We start from the raw sequence: 15917 nt of genomic DNA on the forward strand, positions 1-15917 counted from the left end.
AGTTACAGAGGGTCAGCAGCCTGCGCCGCTGACCATCAGGCTCAGTTATCGCCAAAGCGATAAATAATGTCTATGCCATAATTGCGTGGCAGGGAGTAGGTTTCTGTCGTGGTGCGGGCAACCCCCACCGTCGATATACCGCCCTGGAAATGGTCGTCAATGTCCGTGAGGTTTCTGCACCAGGCCACAATAGTGGTACGGTCATCGGGCAGTGACCAGGTCACACGGGCATCATAGAAGGTTTTGGACGGGACAGTGACTTCTTCCTCCACGTAGAAACTGGGGCGGTCGAAGCCACCGTACACTTCATCGCTGTAGCGCACCAGGAAGTTCGGTGTGACTGTGCCCCAGGACGTCGTCTGAATGTTGTAGTCGACGGAGAGGTAGGCTGTCCATTTTGGGGCACGGGGCATCGGTTCATCCGCTCGGTCAATCTCGATCTGGCCGCCACCGTTGGGGTCCGGAACTTCCGCCAGGTACTCTTTGTATTCTGCGTCCATGTAGGCGAAGCTGCCCATAAAGCGCAGGTTGTCAGTGGGAAGGAATGTGAATTCGGTCTCTATGCCTTTCATTTCCGCCTTGCCGGCGTTTCGAATAGCAGGCAGTGGGATACCAAAGCTTGGATCAGGTATGGTCGTGGTGAGCTGAATGTCATCATACTCCTGGTAATAAATGGCCACATTGGTACGCAGCCTCCTGTCCAGCGCATCGATTTTGAAGCCCAGCTCTAACATATCCACATATTCTGGTTTGTAGTTCTCCAGGTCAATGATGCCGTCGCCGTCGAAATCACCATTGCCCACCGCCACGCCACCCGAGCGAAAACCCGAGCTGTATGTCAGGTAGACCATGGCATCGTCCATCTTCAATCTGTCCAGCACAGGTTCGGTGGCCAGATACTTTATGCTAGCCATCGGGTTCCAGTCATCATCGTTGCGGTTGTCACTGGATTCACCAAAAGCGCCAACCTGGAATGGCTCGCCACCAGGGCCGTCGGGGTCAAAGCCATACTGCCAGCTGGTCACCGGCGTGCCACCGGGTTCAGAGAACGGGTGGATGACGTTGGCGGTATAGATCGTGTCAAATGTGCCGAGGTATTCGCCGTTACCGATACTGGGCAGGTAGACCCTACCCTCGCGATAGTTTGTCTTCCTTTCCTCCCAGGTATAACGAATGCCCAGTGTCAAGGTGATGTTGTCGCTAAAGTTGTAATCCAACTGGCCGAAGCCAGCGTAGGAGGTGTTCTCGGTTTCGCGTTCGGTGAGGTTGGAACGCGCCAGCATAATGCTGTTTGGCACTGTGGTGGTTTCAACGTAACCGGAGAAATCCTGCAGCCAGTCATCGTCGGTTTTCTCGTAGAAGGAGTACAGGCCGAGGGTATAATCCAGGCGCTCATCAAACGCATTGCCGATGAACTGGAACTCCTGTGAATACTGATCGGTATTGTTGTACTGTGTCGCGAGCCGGCCGATGATGACGGCATCCATACCATCGATATCTTCGTCGGCTTCCTGCTTGGTATTGCGGTAGGCTGTGATGCTTTTGAACTGCAGGTTGTCATTCACCTCCCAACTCACGGTATTGGCGACCATGCTGGTTTTTACTTTGTAGACGCCCTGGTAGAAAATATCTGATCGCGAGTTCTGTTCGCTCTGAAATTTGTCGAGCGGCAGGTCCTCGCCGCTCCTGTTGCAGTACTCCTCAACCGATATCGGAGAAAAAATATCGTAGATGCCTTCCAGCGATCCCTGTTGAGGAAAACCAGCCTCCGCCAGTTCGTCTCCCAGCCACCGGCACTTTTGGCCCAGAGGTTTCTGGTCGATTCTTGTGTGATTCATATTCAGGTCGACGATTACGGCATCGGTGGGAAGCCAGCGCAATTGTCCGATAATAATGTCCCTTTCCTCGTCGCTGTACTGTGTGCTGTTGATATCATTTTCGATGTGGCCATTGCGATTCACTGTAGCCACCGATAGGCGGGAGAGGAGTTTGTCCTCTATTAACGGTACGTCAACCGCCAGAGACGCATCCTTGCGATCCAGATTACCCAGGGTGCCCTTCGCTGTACCTCCAAATTCTGCTGAGGGTTTTATCGACGTATATAAAATGGCTCCCCCTGTGGTGTTTTTTCCAAACAGGGTTCCCTGCGGGCCACGTAATACCTGAATACTCTGCGTTTCCACAGCGTCCAACAGCGCGCCGGATGCGCGGCCGATATACACTTCGTCCAGATAAATGCCGACGCCGGAATCAATGGTTACCCGGGTCTCCCTCTGCCCAACGCCGCGAATGTAGGCGTTGCCATCACCCTTAACACCATTGCCTCCGCCGTTGAGGTTGAGGCCGGGGACCAGACCATCGAAATCACGCATATTTTTTATGCCCAGCGCCTCCATGGTTTCGGCTGTGAAGGCGGTCACAGCTACAGGTACTTCCTGCAGAGACTCCGCGCGCTTTCTTGCCGTGACCACGACCTCCTCCAGGGCCAGATCTTCGCCCAGCGCGGTGATCGGGTGGGGTAGTATGGCGAGGCCCAGTAACAGGCCGGGCAGCGTTCTGATGAGCGTCATTGTTAGTCTCCGTGGCTGTATTATTTTTATGCCTGACTGTATTAGCATAGCTTGTCTGGTTCTGCTGTGACAATATCTGGAAGATACAGCCGATACCCGCTGTGTGCACCTGCCCGCAACGCGACGTTGTTCCGCGGTGCTTTTCCTGCGAGACCGTTGCCACTGACGTGGGCGGAGCTTGTCATTTAGCTGCGTTCTGGCTAGGGTGGATGCCGATGAAACTATTGCTGTTTATACTGCTGTCAATCTTTACTCTCACTTGCGATGCCGCCAGAGTCAGTAAGCCCCTGAGTTTCCACGATGAGCTGGATTTGGCTCGTCTGAGCAGCCCGCGCCATACCTGGCAATCAATGATTGATATCACGGATGCCTACAACAAAATTGTCCAGGAAGAAGGCTATACGTTTGACAATGAGGACACGCTCGACAACCTCGAAGAGCAGATGGAACGGCTGTTTGATCTGCGTAAAGTGCCTGAATCGCTGCGCCGAACCGACGCGGTAGAAGCCGCTGTCTATTTGAGAGAGATCGTGGCCAGAGTGCCGCCATTAAAGCCCGATGCGCTGCCCGACCGCGAACAGGCGTTTGCAGAGATGCGCGACAATTACCCTCCTATTTGGCAGATCGACGAGAGCGATATCGTTATCGCTTACATACGCGAAGGCCCTTTCACGGGTAACTTCCAGTTCAGTGAGCGCACACTCAAGCTGGCGCAGGAAATGTATGAGAGTGTGCTGGAACTGCCGTACATTAATCTGGAGATAGAGGGGCTCCACGACGCCTATTTCATGACGCCCGGGCCTATGATTCCGACAGAGTGGGTGCGGGACATGCCCGAATGGATGCATGGTCAGTATCTCGGCCAACAAACCTGGCAGTGGGTCTTCATGGTCACGGGCTTCGTGCTGCTGCTGCTGGCTCTGTACGGGCTGCGCTTGTTGATACGCAGGATATCACGGGGTTGGGCGGAGAGTTGGCAGAACCGCTTGAGTTTGTTGGTGCCGCTGGCGGCATTGTTTCTCGCTCATGAGCTGGAAGTTTTTATTTCCGATGAGATATTTATCACCGGCGAGGTCATGCAGTGGGTGCGTCATCTCTCCGCAGTCATCTGGTTGGTTGCGTTCATCGTTATCATTCAAATCATCGCCAATTTGATTATAGGCCAGGTGACGAGACGAATAAGCGGCCAGCGAGTAAGCATTGATCTGCAGCTGGCGCGTTTTGGTATTCGCATCGGCAGTATTCTGTTGGCGATTGTGGTGCTGATTCAGGGGCTGTCACGCATGGGGGTACCGCTAGCCACCGTATTGACCGGTGCCGGAGTGACCGGTTTGGCAGTGGCATTGGCGGCGCAGGAATCGCTGCGGAATATCTTTGGCAGCATGATGTTGTTGCTGGATAAACCCTTTCATGTCGGACAGCGTATCAAAGTGCGTGGGCACGATGGTACGGTGGAAGAAATCGGTCTTCGCTCAACCAAAATTCGACTGCTCAATGGCCATGTAACCAGCATCCCCAACGATGACGTGGCCAAGGCGGATATTGAGAATATTGGCCAGCGCCCCTTTATTCGCAGGGTGATGGACGTCACGGTGACCTACGACACCCCGCCGGAAAAAATCGATGAAGCGATGGCTATCATCAGGGATATTCTGGCGGTAAAAGTGTGCGATGGCGAAGAGATTAACCGCTGCGTCAACAGGGTTGGCTATGAGCCGCGGGTAGTCTTCAACGAACTGAACAGCGACTCCCTCAACATCAATGTTATTTACTGGTATTTTCCGCCTGTGTATGCGGATTACCTGGTGCACCTTACCTACGTGAACAGAGCGCTTATCGAGCGTTTCAATGCAGCGGGTATCGATTTTGCCTTCCCAACGCAAACCCTGCATTTGGCTGGTGATCCCAATCGCCCGCTGGAGATTGATACGCGGGACATCGCATCCCCATTGCCTTCAGACGTGCGGTAGTCGGCCTGGTTCAGGCGCTCCACCGAGTCTGGCAGCGGTTGTCAGGGAACTGCGGCAATCACGAGGAAGGCTGCGAAAATAACCAGATGCAAGCCTCCCTGTAGTACGGTTGTGCGGCCGGTTGCCAATGTCAGCGTACAGATAAACAGTGACAGTACCAGCAGCACAATATGCTCGGGCTCCAATCCCAGTGCCAGCGGCATACCGATCATCAGCGAGACGGCGGCGACGGCCGGTATCGTCATTCCAATACTGGCCAGTGCCGAGCCCAGCGCCAGATTGAGGCTGGTTTGCAGCTTGTTTGCTTTCGCAGCACGCAGTGCAGACAACCCTTCCGGAAATAGCACGATAGCCGCAATCACCACACCGACAAAAGCGGGGGGCAAGCCGGCGCCCAGCACAGCCGATTCAATAGTGGGTGTGAGACTCTTGGCGAGGAAAATGACACATGCCAGTCCTACTGGCAGCAACACGGCACTGGCGGCCATCGTCGCGCCACTGGGTTTGCTGCCGTGATGCCCCTCTGTGTCCTGGGCGCCGTGCAGAAAGTCCTCGCGGTGTCGCATAGTCTGGACAAAGAGAAAAAGGCCGTACAGGACAAGTGAGACAGACCCGACAAAGAATAGCTGCGTTGACGAATACACCGGCCCCGGAATAGCCTGTGTGAAGTTCGGGAGTATGAGGGCAAGGGTCGCCAATGTGCCGATGACGCCGAGTGCCCCGGTCGCCCCGTGAATTTGGAAACCCTGCTCGTGATACCGCAGTCCGCCTAGCAGAAGGCTCAAGCCGACGATACCATTCAGTACAATCATCACCGCAGCGAAAACCGTGTCTCGCGCTATTTCATTGGGGCCGTCGGTGCCGGTGAGCAGGACCGACACAATCAGCGCAACCTCTATCACAGTGACAGCCGCGGCGAGAACCAGAGAGCCGAAAGGTTCACCCAGACGATGCGCGATAACTTCCGCGTGATGAACCGATGCAAAAACGGTTGCCAGAAGAGCAACCAGAGTCAGCGCATCAAACCAGGCACCGTGGAGGCTCTGCGCCAGTGCCAGCTTGGCGAGCAACAGCAACACTGCAGCAAGCGGTACCGCCCAGGTCCAGGCGGGCAGAGGCGATGGCGCTATGGTTTCATTGTTCATAGTGTTGGGTCGCTCGTAGAGGCAAAGGTGTGCGGATGAAAAACTGTGCGGATGTGATTCATCACGGACTGAATATTTGAAAAGTACTTATCGGGGTTATCGTGCACCCCTAGCCTGAAAGCGGGGCACCGTTGTCCAGCGAAAAAACGTTCCCTGCAATAACGCTACAGTTTTCAAGCGGAGTAATCTTAGTATCTGTGCAAGGTGAAAGTCAAAGCATCAGCCTGTGTGCAACACAGTAAAGTTATCGCTCCCGGGTGCGCGTTTATCCTTCCTGACAGTGTCGCAAACAGCTTGCACTGCGAGCAAACCGCCCCAGCTTTGGCATTTGCAGCTGTTGTCGATTAGAATCCAATGTCATTTCAGGACTGCTGCCGCCAGAATATCCCTTCGCGCGGGTGCACGCGATCAAGGACTTACATTGACAGAAAATCACGATAACGCAGACGAAGCGGCAACCATTGGCACTGCTTCCGGGGCAGTCGCGACAGACAAGTCCGGCACAGCATACGAAGGCTATCCGTATCCTGCCAAGGCCGGCACAGCCTGGAACGGCGTGACGCGCAGGTCGTTTCTCGGAGGCCTATCTGCGGCCATGGTGGGTGCGATGGGAGTGAATCCGTTGCCGCTACGCGCTGCAGACTCCAATGCGTCGTCCCCCCCTGTTCTGTTTACCAATCTCAAGCTGTTTGACGGCGTAAATCTCAGTGTGCGCACAGGGATTAATGTGCTGGTTGAAAAAAACCGTATCACCGCGTTGCCAGCAGTGGGGCAGGCTGTGGACAATGCACAGACTATAGACTGCGGCGGCAGGTTGCTGATGCCCGGCCTGATCGATGCGCACTGGCACGCGATGTTCTGTGCTATCACTGAAGCCCGCGCGATGCGCTCCACCGTGGGCTATCTCTACCTCGTCGCTGCGCAGGAAGCTGAACGGACACTGATGCGCGGCTTTACCAGTGTGCGTGATGTGGGTGGCCCGAGTTTTGACCTGAAACGGGCCATCGATGAAGGTATTGCAACAGGGCCGCGTATATACCCCTCGGGAGCGATGATTTCGCAGACATCCGGCCACGGTGATTTCCGCCTGCGCAGTGAGGTACCGCGTAGCAATGCAGGTGCACTGAGTTATGCCGAACAGATTGGCGCGGCGGCTATCGCTGATGGCAGCAGCGAGGTACTGCGTCGTGTGCGCGAGCAACTTATGCTCGGCGCGTCCCAGATCAAGCTGATGGCCGGGGGCGGTGTTTCATCCCCTTATGACCCGCTGGATACGACACAGTATTCTGAAGAGGAGCTGCGCGCAGCCGTAGGTGCCGCGGAGGATTGGGGCACGTATGTGATGGTGCATGTCTATAATCCAAGAGGCATCAAAAGAGCTGTTCAAGCAGGCGTCAAGTGCATCGAACACGGCCAACTGGCCGATGAGGAAAGCGCTCGAATAATAGCTGGCGAAGGCGTCTGGTGGAGCCTCCAACCTTTTCTCGCTGATGACGACGCGAACTTCAAAATTGATCCCGATGCCCGAGCGAAACAGCTGCAGGTTGCCGAGGGTACACGCAAGGCCTACCATCTCGCCAGAGATCTCGGTATCAAGACCGCATGGGGTACCGATATCCTGTTTACGCCGGATAATCTGTCCAGTCAGGGGCGCCAACTGGCGAAGCTGATTGAGTTTTACCCGTCACTGGAATTGTTACAGATCGCCACAGCGAAGAATGGGGAGTTGTTGGGGCTGTCCGGCGAGCGGAATCCCTATCGCGCCAAAGTGGGTGTGATTGAGCCCGGCGCGCTCGCCGACCTGTTGATCGTCGATGGAGATCCGACGGAGAACCTGGACTTTCTCGGGGAGCCAGACAAAAATCTTCAGCTGATTATGAAGGACGGTCGCATCTATAAGAATCTTCTGCAGGCTTCCTGAGTCAGGCTTAGTGGTGTCGCCATGTGTACTTCCCTGATCTACCGCGATAGCAACGACGGCGTATATTTTGGCAGAACGCTGGAGTTGTCGATGGAGCTCCCCTACCAGCTTGGTTACTTCCCTGCGGGCCAGTCATTCAAGTCGGAGGTTGAGGGGCATCCGGAGCTGGAGTATCAAAGCCGTTATCTGTTTCTAGCGATTACCATGCCGGATCGCGCGCCCACGGCAGACCGGCCACTGCGGCCCAATGACTTCAAGGTGTTGGAGGGCGTGAACCAACAGGGTCTAACTTTCAGTCTGTTGGCATATCCTGGGACAGGCTGTGCGCGCACTGCCGTCAGCGTAACACAGGCGATACTGTCCGCCAGTGATCTCGGGTCTTGGCTGCTCAGCCAGTTTGCTTGTGTGGCAGAGGTTAAGGAGGCACTGGCAAAGCAGGTAATATCCGTAGTCAAACTGGCGATGCTCGGTGGTATGGCGTCACCGTTTCACTATGTTGTGCACGATAGTGGCGGCGCTTCCATTGTGATCGAATTTTCTGGCGGTGAGGCCACTGTGTATGATAATCCCGTCGGCGTGATGACGAACGGGCCAGCGTTCCCGTGGCATCTGACCAATCTCGACAATTACACCTTTCTAAATAACCACGATCAGTCGCACGCAACATTTGGCAGCTATCAGGCACATCAACCCGATTCAGGAATCGCAACGGCGAGTCTGCCGAGCTCAAATACGTCCGTCGGTCGCTTTGTGCGTGCTGTCTACTACGCGCAGTTTGCAGAGCGTGCCAGCGATCCCGATAGTGCAGTGCAGACTCTCGCACATATCATGAATAACTTTGATCGTCCGCGAGGTATTACAATCGCTGTTCCCGACGGGGAGGCCGGGCTCAACCTCGAGGCAATGAGTGCAGGGGATGAGGAAACCACAACCGAGTACACCTCGTGGACCAGCATAGCGGATTTGCAGCGCAAGCAATTGTATATCCGCACTTACCGGAGTTTGGGTTACGTGCAGTTTACATTAGAAGATCTCAGCGATATCCGTGAACCTGTTATCTTCCCGATGAGCCGGCTGACCGGGTTGGTTGGGGACCAGGCATCGCTGTTGCTGGCCCGCTAGCGCCCGCAGTGCCCTACCGGGGGTGCCGGCTAAGCTGTCTCAATTCGCCGCTTGGGGGTAAAGCGGCAACAGCCAGGACACCAGCAGTACGCTGGCAACCATCACTATCAGCGTTAGTGGCAGGCCGACCCGCAGGAAATCGGTAAAGCGATAGTTCCCGGCCGTTGCCACGAGTTGATTAATTGGCGAGATAGGTGTCATGAAGGCGCTTGATGCAGCCAGTGCGATAATCATCGCGAAGGGATAGGGAGAGGCCCCGAGCGCCTCGGCAACGGCCAGAGCGACAGGAATCATCAGCACTGCATTCGCGGTACTGACAATAAACAGGCCCAGCAGTACGGTGGCGGCGAACAGGGTTGCCAGTATGATACGCGGGTCTGCACTTCCCACCAGATTCACCAACTCACGCGCGGCGATATCCACGCCTCCGGTTCGATCCAGCGCTAGTGCAAACGGCATCATGCCGACAATCATTATGAGGGTCTTAAGCTGAATGGACTGGTAGGCCTGCTCCAGGTTGATGCAGCGAAAAAGGCCCATCATCAGGCAACCAATCAGTGCGGCGTGCACGTTGGCGACGATGTCCGCAGCCATCAATACGATAACGACGACCAGTGTCAGCAGTGCATAGGGCGCACGGCTTGCCTCCGGGAGAACGTCGTCATATTCGCGTGGAAGGTTGAGAACAATGAGGTCCTGGGTTTCATTGCGCAGGTTACGGATCGTCTCCCACGACCCGGCGAGTAGCAGTGTGTCGCCCGCTTTCAACTCTTCGCCTCGCACCCCGTGCGGTGGATGGGCCGTGGCACCGCGTCGCATGCCAGCAACACTCAGTTGCTCATCGGTAAGTTGTTCCAGTTCTGCGGCCGAGCAACCGACAAACCGCGAATCGCTGGTGACGATCGCCTCTACCAGACCCTCGCTCTGAAATCGGTTGGCGAACCATCGTCCCGATTCGTCCAGTAACTCTACGCCGTATTGCTGGCACAGTGCTACTATGTCTGTGTTGGCGGCATCCTGGTCAAAATTGATCAGCAGCTTATCGCCTGCCTGTAGTTGCATCGACGGTTTGCGCGTCATCAATTTACGCGCGCGGCCTTGGCCGCGATCCACGAGTATGATTCTTGCGCCCACCTTGCTAGGTAGATCCAACGCCTCCAGCGACTTGCCCAGAAGCGGCGAATCACCTTTTACGCGTAGCCGGAACTCGCGGTCGGCGAGACCATAGTGAGCAATCCACTGTCCGATATCGGGACGTTTGGGGCCGGAATCCTCGACTGTCTCCGACGGGTCCAGCCAGCGCTGTGCAACCATCATATAGAGTGTGCCGATGATCAGGATGGGCAACCCGAACGGTGTGAAGGAGAAAAAATCGAAACCCTCGTTGCCGAGGCGCACGAGTTCGTAGTTGACAATCAGATTGGGTGAGGTTGCAACGAGCGTCATCATTCCGCTGATGAGTGCGGCGTAGGCCATGGGCATCATCATACGACTTGCTGGTATTCCGCGCCGGCTGGATATCCGCAATATCACCGGGATAAAAATGGCGGCTACACCGGTTGAACTCATCACGGAGCCGAGCAGTGCCACTACCAGCATGAGTGTTGCCAGCAAACGTGTGGTGGATACTCCGCCATTTTCAATCAGCCAGTCACCTATGCCGCGGGCGACGCCGGTGCGCGCAAGCGCGTCACCGATAACGAACATCGCGGCAATCAGTACGATGTTTGGGTTGCCAAACCCGGCCAGCGCCTCCTGTATCGTGATGACTCCGGTCAGCGGCAGAGCCACCAGCATCAGCAGTGCGACTGCATCGACGCGGGGTCGATTGATGGCAAACATGACAATTGCTGCCAGCAGCAGCAAAAGTACACTCATCAAGCCGTCTACCACCCACCTCCTACGGCTTTGTAGAGGGCGATCAACTCGAAATCCAGTTGTGCTTCGCTCGCGGCCAGCTGCTCCTGAAGTTGGAACAGGTCGCGTTGCATGGTCATCACGTTGTTGTAGTCGGTCAGACCTGTGTCGTACTGGACCATGGCCAGCCGCACGCCTTCCCGAGTAGCAGTGGTAGCGCGGCGCAGTGCTGCCAGCCTGTCGTGTTCATTGTTATAGGCCACCAGTGCACTCTTGACCTCTTCCAGAGCATCCAGCACCGATTTGCGATACTCGAGCAGTCGTTGTTCGGTGAGCTCCCTTTGTAATTCAATATTGCTGCGCACCCGATCGCCGGCATAGAGGTTCCAGTTAACAGGCAGGGACACACCCCAGAAGTCGCTGTCGCTACTGAACAGGTCATTCGTGGAGCGCGATTGTAGTCCGATGAAGCCGCTGAGCGTGAACTCTGGATACAACGCGGCTGTCGCTACGCCAATCTGCGCGGTCTGCGCTGCGAGACGGCGCTCAGCAGCGCGCACATCCGGACGTTGGCGTACAACGTCTACCGGCAGGCCGAGCGTAATGCGCCCTGTGGGTATGGGGATGGGGGCGGTAACTGCGAACTCTGCATCCAGATTGCCGGCTTCCTCACCCAGCAGGACTGCCAGCCGATACAGGGCCTGGGCCCTGACGGTGTCCAGCACCGGCAGTGCAGCCTGCGTCATACTGAGTGTGGCCTCAGCCTGCACTACATCCAGCTGTGAGCTCAGCCCGGTGGCGTTGCGCTCTCTGGCCAGTGCCAGCGCCTCTTTCTGGATGGCAATGTTCTCGGTGGCATAACGTATGCGATTCTGGTATTCACGCACTTCGATGTATGTCAGTGCGACCTCTGCAAACAGGGTGACCATGACATCGCGTTCAGTTTCCAGTGTACTTTCATACTCCGCCTGTGCAGACTCGATCGAGCGGCGGATACGCCCGAATAGATCGATCTCCCAACTTGCGTCGAATCCCAGTTCGTAGAGGTTCTGTGCGTCGAAGCCATTGTCCGGCGCCACCTGTGCCAGCCAGCCGTCATCGCTCTGGCGGGTGCGCGAGGTCTGACCGGCTGCATCAAGCACAGGCATGCGCTCGCCGCGCGTGATGGCCAGATTTGCACGCGCGGCTTTGACACGTGCGGCCGAGGTCTGCAGGCTCAGGTTGCCACTGCGCGCGCGTTCGATGAGTTGGTTCAGCGCGGGGTCGTTGAATACGGTCCACCAGTTCTGCAGGGAGGCCTCTGGCCCTTCATTCACCTGCTCGACGATTCGCATATGCCAGGCATCGGGCACCGCCAGCTCGGGTTCGACATAGTCGGGCCCAACCGCCGCACAGCCGCTCATAGCGAGCGCCGCACAAGCACTCAGCCAGCGGCGCCGAAAAGTCGATAGAGATGAGAGCGTTGCCGGCATTGCCTAGAACGGGTTAAACAGGTAGTTCAGGAAGCTTTCGGATTGGATCTCGATCTGGCGCAGTAACTTGAGGAAATCTGCGCAGTCCTCGCTGTACATTGCCACAATAGCCCGCGCGCCGAACCGCAGTGGGTATTTGGGGTCATTCTCTGTCATGCGCAGGCGCACAAAGAACTCCATACCCGGATGAACCTGTTGTTCCTGCGGCAGTATACCGCTGGGTATTCCCTGGGCAGCGCCATTGGCCCACACCACACTCACCACCTCGGCGTCGAAAACCTTGCCGGGATACATCGCAAACGCCACTTCTGCCTTGTCGCCGGGCGCGAGCCGTTGGACACCGTTCTGCAGCGTCTTCGCGACGATCCAGTGCTCTTCGGTGCTGATGAAGCTCATGATCGGCGTTTTCAGCCTGATGTAGCTGCCGGGGTGTATCTGCAAATTGGAGACATAGCCATCCGTGGGTGCCACGACGGTGGTGTTGGCCAGCTCATAGCGGGCCTTGTTGAGCTCTGCCAGCACTGAGGCGACGGCAGTGGGCATATCATCGACGTTGGAGTCCAGTGCCAGCTTGGCCGCTTGCTGCGAAGCTTTTGCCGCCAGGGACTCTGCTTCGAGGCTGGCGATTTTCTGGGCGACACTCTCCAGTCGATACTGAGAGGCTGCGCCTTGTCCCGCAGCTTCCTTGATTTGCTCGTACATGACCCTTTCTATTTCCAGGTCGGCCTCGATCTTGCGCACTTCTGCATCTGCCCGTGCCAGGCGCTGGGCCATCTCGGCTACCTTGGTGTCGGCTTCTGCTAGCGCCGCAACGTACTGATCCACCTTGTACTGTTTATCGGTAGGATCCATCCGGAATAATGGATCGCCCTTGCGAATGGGCACATTGGGTTTGGCATAGACTTCCTCGACACGACCACCCCATTCCGGGGCCATCTGCACCACGTAAGTCTGCACGAAGGCACTCTTGCTGTAGGGGGCAAACTGGCCCAGTGCCAGTACTTCCGTCAACAGCGCACCAATCCAGACTCCGAAAACTACAAATTTCCAGAACAGGTTGAAACGCAGCAACTTGTAGTCGAAAAAAACCAGCCTGACGAGAAAAAAGTAGGCAATTGTGATCAGCAGTTCCATGACTTAGCGCTCGCCCTCTTCCAGTTCGGCAGAGGCGGGTTCATCATCTGTTGGTGGCTCTTTGTCTGCAGGTTTTTCGTACAGATTGCCTATTACTGCGCCCGAATATGACCAGATCAGCGCCAGCATCCATAACGGAAATATCAGCAGGCCCATAAGAGAGGTGGCTTCTATCGCATCTTTCTGTGGGTGGCCGCGTTGTTCAGCAACTTTTCCGGGATAGGTATGTATTTTGACAATCCCCAGAATGATGGTGATGACCGAAAAAAAGATCAGAAAAATGGAAACGATTGCAATTTTATCCATTGGGAAAAATCAAAGATGAGCGTGCGGCAAAGATACCACGGTCATAAACAGCGGGACAACCGTCGCGGGCGTTTTCCGCACGGGTGATCGCGCCAATGGTTTCAGGACATGCGGTCCGCAGTAGTCTGAACTTCATGGTATTGGCATTCCTTGCCCCGGGTGTGTTTAACCCTTACGTAGGTTGGTTTTGGCGAGTTCCAGTACTTCGTCGCCGCGGCCGCTCATGATCGCCTTGAGCATAAACAGACTGAAGCCCTTGGCCTGTTCTAACTGGATCTTCGGCGGCATCGACAGTTCCTGTGTGGCGGTGGTGACATCGAGGATGACCGGCCCGTCATGGGCGAGCATGTCTTTCACCGCGTCCTCCAGCTTGTCCGGGTCCTCAACGCGTATACCGCGCACGCCGATGGCTTCTGCCATCATCGCAAAGTTGGGGTTATCGAGATTGGTATTCTCATCAATGTAGCCGGCTGCCTTCATCTCCATTGCGACAAAGCCGAGGACACCGTTGTTAAACACCACCAGTTTCACCGGCAGGCCGAGCTGTTTGAGTGATAAGACGTCGCCCATCAACATGGTGAAACCGCCATCGCCAGACATTGAGATCACCTGCCGGTCTGGGAACGACGCCTGCGCGCCCAACGCCTGCGGCATGGCATTAGCCATGGAGCCATGATTAAACGACCCGAGCAGACGGCGCTTGCCATTCATTTTGAGGTAGCGCGCCGCCCAGACGGTGGGTGTGCCGACATCGGCCGTAAAAATGGCATCCTCGGCTGCATGTTCACTGAGCAGCCTTGTCAGGTGTTGGGGATGGATACGGGGCTCGCCGGACTTCGGATGAGAGAGGGTGTCCAGGCCTTTGCGCGCGCCGCTATAGTGTTTCTTCGCGTTCTCCAGGAATGAACGGTTCTCCTTTCGATGCAACAGCGGCTGCACCGCATTGATCGCGGAGCGCAAATCCCCCACCAGACCGAGGTCAACATGGCGGCGGCGACCGATCGCCTCGGGATTGATGTCGATCTGAATGACTTTAGCTTTCTGCGGGTAGAAAGGTCGGTAGGGAAAATCGGTGCCCAGCATCACCAGTGTGTCGCAGTTTTCCATCGCGTGATATCCCGACGAAAAGCCTATCAGCCCCGTCATACCCACGTCGAACGGATTGTCCCACTCGATATGCTCCTTACCGCGCAGCGCATGCACAATGGGAGCTGCGAGTGTGTCAGCTAGCGCCACTACCTCGTCATGGGCGCCTGCTGTGCCGCTACCGCAGAGCAGCGTGACAGCTTCGGACTCGTTGAGTATGCCGGCAAGCTGTTCAATATCGGCTGTGGCGAACGTGTTGGCGGCGGGTGCAGCCAGACGGATCGGGGAGGGTACCTCGGGCACTGTCTGTAACGAAACGTCACCGGGCAGCACTATGACCGCCACGCCGCGTCGGCTGATGGCTGTGCGAATAGCGGTTTCCAGCACTCGGGGAAACTGCGCCGGATTGGTGACGAGTTCCACGTAGTGGCTACATTCACGAAACAGTTCCTGTGGATGGGTCTCCTGGAAATAGTGCAAGCCGATCTCGGAAGAGGGTATGTGCGACGCAATGGCCAGCACCGGCACATGGTTTCGCTGGCAGTCAAACAGACCGTTGATCAGGTGTAGATTACCCGGCCCGCAACTACCGGCACAGACCGCTAGGTTGCCTGTTACTGCAGCCTCCCCTCCGGCCGCAAAGGCGCCCACCTCCTCGTGGCGAACGTGCATCCATTCAATCTTTTTCGACCGGTGGAGACTGTCATTGATACCGTTGAGGCTGTCGCCGGTAACGCCCCAGATCCGCTTTACACCGATCTGTGAGAGTGTTTCTGTGAGGTAGTCGGCACATGTAATTTTTGACATAGCTCTTCTCTTGATAATTACTCAGTTTCCAGCATTTCGCCCCACTCTCGAAGCGATCGGGTTGCCAGTAGGGTTTCTTTGATAAATAGCACCAGTGCCAGTATCAGGGATGTCATGGCGACCACGAACAGAATCACCACTCCGGTCCCGATATCTGCTTCCCAGTAGCTGCCAACGAAGAGTGTCATTATCGTCAAGCACACCAGCAGCCCGGAAAAGGTGCAAAAGCCTATGGACCAGCTGTTTAGCCGGATACGCTCGCGCAGTGCCTGCAGTTCCTGGTCGAGGCGCTCCAGCGCTACGGGGTCCTTGAGTATCAGGCGGCGGCGCTCCACGATTCTCGAACGGTCGATGATGCGCCCCAGCCGGCCGGACATCACGTTCAGGAATGCCGCTACACCCATCAACAAGAATACGGGTGCAACCGCTAGCTGGATAATATGTGATAGCTCAGACAGGCTCATAGCGTACCCTGAAACGTGCGCCGTCTGTTGGGGCTGATTCCGATAACACCCTTGAGATGTCTG

Annotated in this window: 11 protein-coding genes; 3 read left to right on the plus strand and 8 right to left on the minus strand. The window is 56.1% G+C overall.

What is annotated here, in order from left to right; genetic code table 11:
* Positions 1–41: 41 nt before the first annotated feature.
* On the minus strand, positions 42–2570 hold the full coding sequence (locus tag AC0L6S_RS20945; RefSeq protein WP_473426048.1) for a TonB-dependent receptor: 2529 nt from the start codon (positions 2568–2570) through the stop codon (positions 42–44).
* Positions 2571–2785: 215 nt separating this feature from the next.
* Here AC0L6S_RS20945 and AC0L6S_RS20950 point away from each other — a divergent pair, with 215 nt between their 5' ends.
* Entirely contained in the window at positions 2786–4540 is a 1755-nt protein-coding gene (locus AC0L6S_RS20950; protein ID WP_473426049.1) for a mechanosensitive ion channel family protein, read from the plus strand.
* A gap of 41 nt (positions 4541–4581) precedes the next feature.
* Here AC0L6S_RS20950 and AC0L6S_RS20955 read toward each other — a convergent pair whose 3' ends face one another.
* Positions 4582–5685: a calcium:cation antiporter gene (locus AC0L6S_RS20955; protein ID WP_473426050.1), complete on the minus strand. Its 1104-nt coding sequence runs from the start codon at positions 5683–5685 to the stop codon at positions 4582–4584.
* Between the two features lie 421 nt (positions 5686–6106).
* Between AC0L6S_RS20955 and AC0L6S_RS20960 the strand changes: the two genes are divergently transcribed.
* On the plus strand, positions 6107–7606 hold the full coding sequence (locus tag AC0L6S_RS20960) for a metal-dependent hydrolase family protein (protein WP_473426051.1): 1500 nt from the start codon (positions 6107–6109) through the stop codon (positions 7604–7606).
* Between the two features lie 21 nt (positions 7607–7627).
* A complete protein-coding gene (locus AC0L6S_RS20965; RefSeq protein WP_473426052.1) occupies positions 7628–8728 on the plus strand; it encodes a linear amide C-N hydrolase in 1101 nt (366 codons plus the stop codon).
* Positions 8729–8767: 39 nt separating this feature from the next.
* Here the strand turns inward: AC0L6S_RS20965 and AC0L6S_RS20970 are convergent, their stop codons facing one another.
* The 6 genes from AC0L6S_RS20970 to AC0L6S_RS20995 form a co-directional block, all read right to left on the minus strand.
* Positions 8768–10606, minus strand: coding sequence for an SLC13 family permease (locus tag AC0L6S_RS20970; RefSeq protein ID WP_473426053.1), 1839 nt, complete (start codon positions 10604–10606; stop codon positions 8768–8770).
* Positions 10607–10614: 8 nt separating this feature from the next.
* The gene (locus tag AC0L6S_RS20975; protein ID WP_473426054.1) at positions 10615–12057 is read right to left on the minus strand and encodes an efflux transporter outer membrane subunit; all 1443 of its coding nucleotides are present in this window, start codon (positions 12055–12057) and stop codon (positions 10615–10617) included.
* Positions 12058–12060: 3 nt separating this feature from the next.
* Positions 12061–13191 carry an HlyD family secretion protein gene (locus tag AC0L6S_RS20980; RefSeq protein WP_473426055.1) on the minus strand — a complete coding sequence of 377 codons (1131 nt, stop codon included), beginning with the start codon at positions 13189–13191 and terminating at the stop codon, positions 12061–12063.
* Positions 13192–13194: 3 nt separating this feature from the next.
* A complete protein-coding gene (locus tag AC0L6S_RS20985; protein ID WP_473426056.1) occupies positions 13195–13497 on the minus strand; it encodes a DUF3302 domain-containing protein in 303 nt (100 codons plus the stop codon).
* Positions 13498–13662: 165 nt separating this feature from the next.
* The gene (poxB, locus tag AC0L6S_RS20990) at positions 13663–15390 is read right to left on the minus strand and encodes a ubiquinone-dependent pyruvate dehydrogenase (RefSeq protein WP_473426057.1); all 1728 of its coding nucleotides are present in this window, start codon (positions 15388–15390) and stop codon (positions 13663–13665) included.
* Positions 15391–15407: 17 nt separating this feature from the next.
* Positions 15408–15854 (minus strand): DUF2721 domain-containing protein, encoded by a 447-nt coding sequence (locus AC0L6S_RS20995; RefSeq protein WP_473426058.1) that lies wholly within the window; start codon positions 15852–15854, stop codon positions 15408–15410.
* Positions 15855–15917: the final 63 nt, after the last annotated feature.

This window comes from Halioglobus sp. D3-4 (assembly GCF_055809315.1).

Coding starts and splice junctions, on each gene's coding strand:
- AC0L6S_RS20945 (WP_473426048.1), bottom strand. CDS start 2,570: ATGACGCTCATCAGAACGCTGCCCGGCCTGTTACTGGGCCTCGCCATA.
- AC0L6S_RS20965 (WP_473426052.1), top strand. CDS start 7,628: ATGTGTACTTCCCTGATCTACCGCGATAGCAACGACGGCGTATATTTT.
- AC0L6S_RS20995 (WP_473426058.1), bottom strand. CDS start 15,854: ATGAGCCTGTCTGAGCTATCACATATTATCCAGCTAGCGGTTGCACCC.
- AC0L6S_RS20975 (WP_473426054.1), bottom strand. CDS start 12,057: ATGCCGGCAACGCTCTCATCTCTATCGACTTTTCGGCGCCGCTGGCTG.
- poxB (WP_473426057.1), bottom strand. CDS start 15,390: ATGTCAAAAATTACATGTGCCGACTACCTCACAGAAACACTCTCACAG.
- AC0L6S_RS20955 (WP_473426050.1), bottom strand. CDS start 5,685: ATGAACAATGAAACCATAGCGCCATCGCCTCTGCCCGCCTGGACCTGG.
- AC0L6S_RS20980 (WP_473426055.1), bottom strand. CDS start 13,191: ATGGAACTGCTGATCACAATTGCCTACTTTTTTCTCGTCAGGCTGGTT.
- AC0L6S_RS20950 (WP_473426049.1), top strand. CDS start 2,786: ATGAAACTATTGCTGTTTATACTGCTGTCAATCTTTACTCTCACTTGC.
- AC0L6S_RS20970 (WP_473426053.1), bottom strand. CDS start 10,606: ATGAGTGTACTTTTGCTGCTGCTGGCAGCAATTGTCATGTTTGCCATC.
- AC0L6S_RS20985 (WP_473426056.1), bottom strand. CDS start 13,497: ATGGATAAAATTGCAATCGTTTCCATTTTTCTGATCTTTTTTTCGGTC.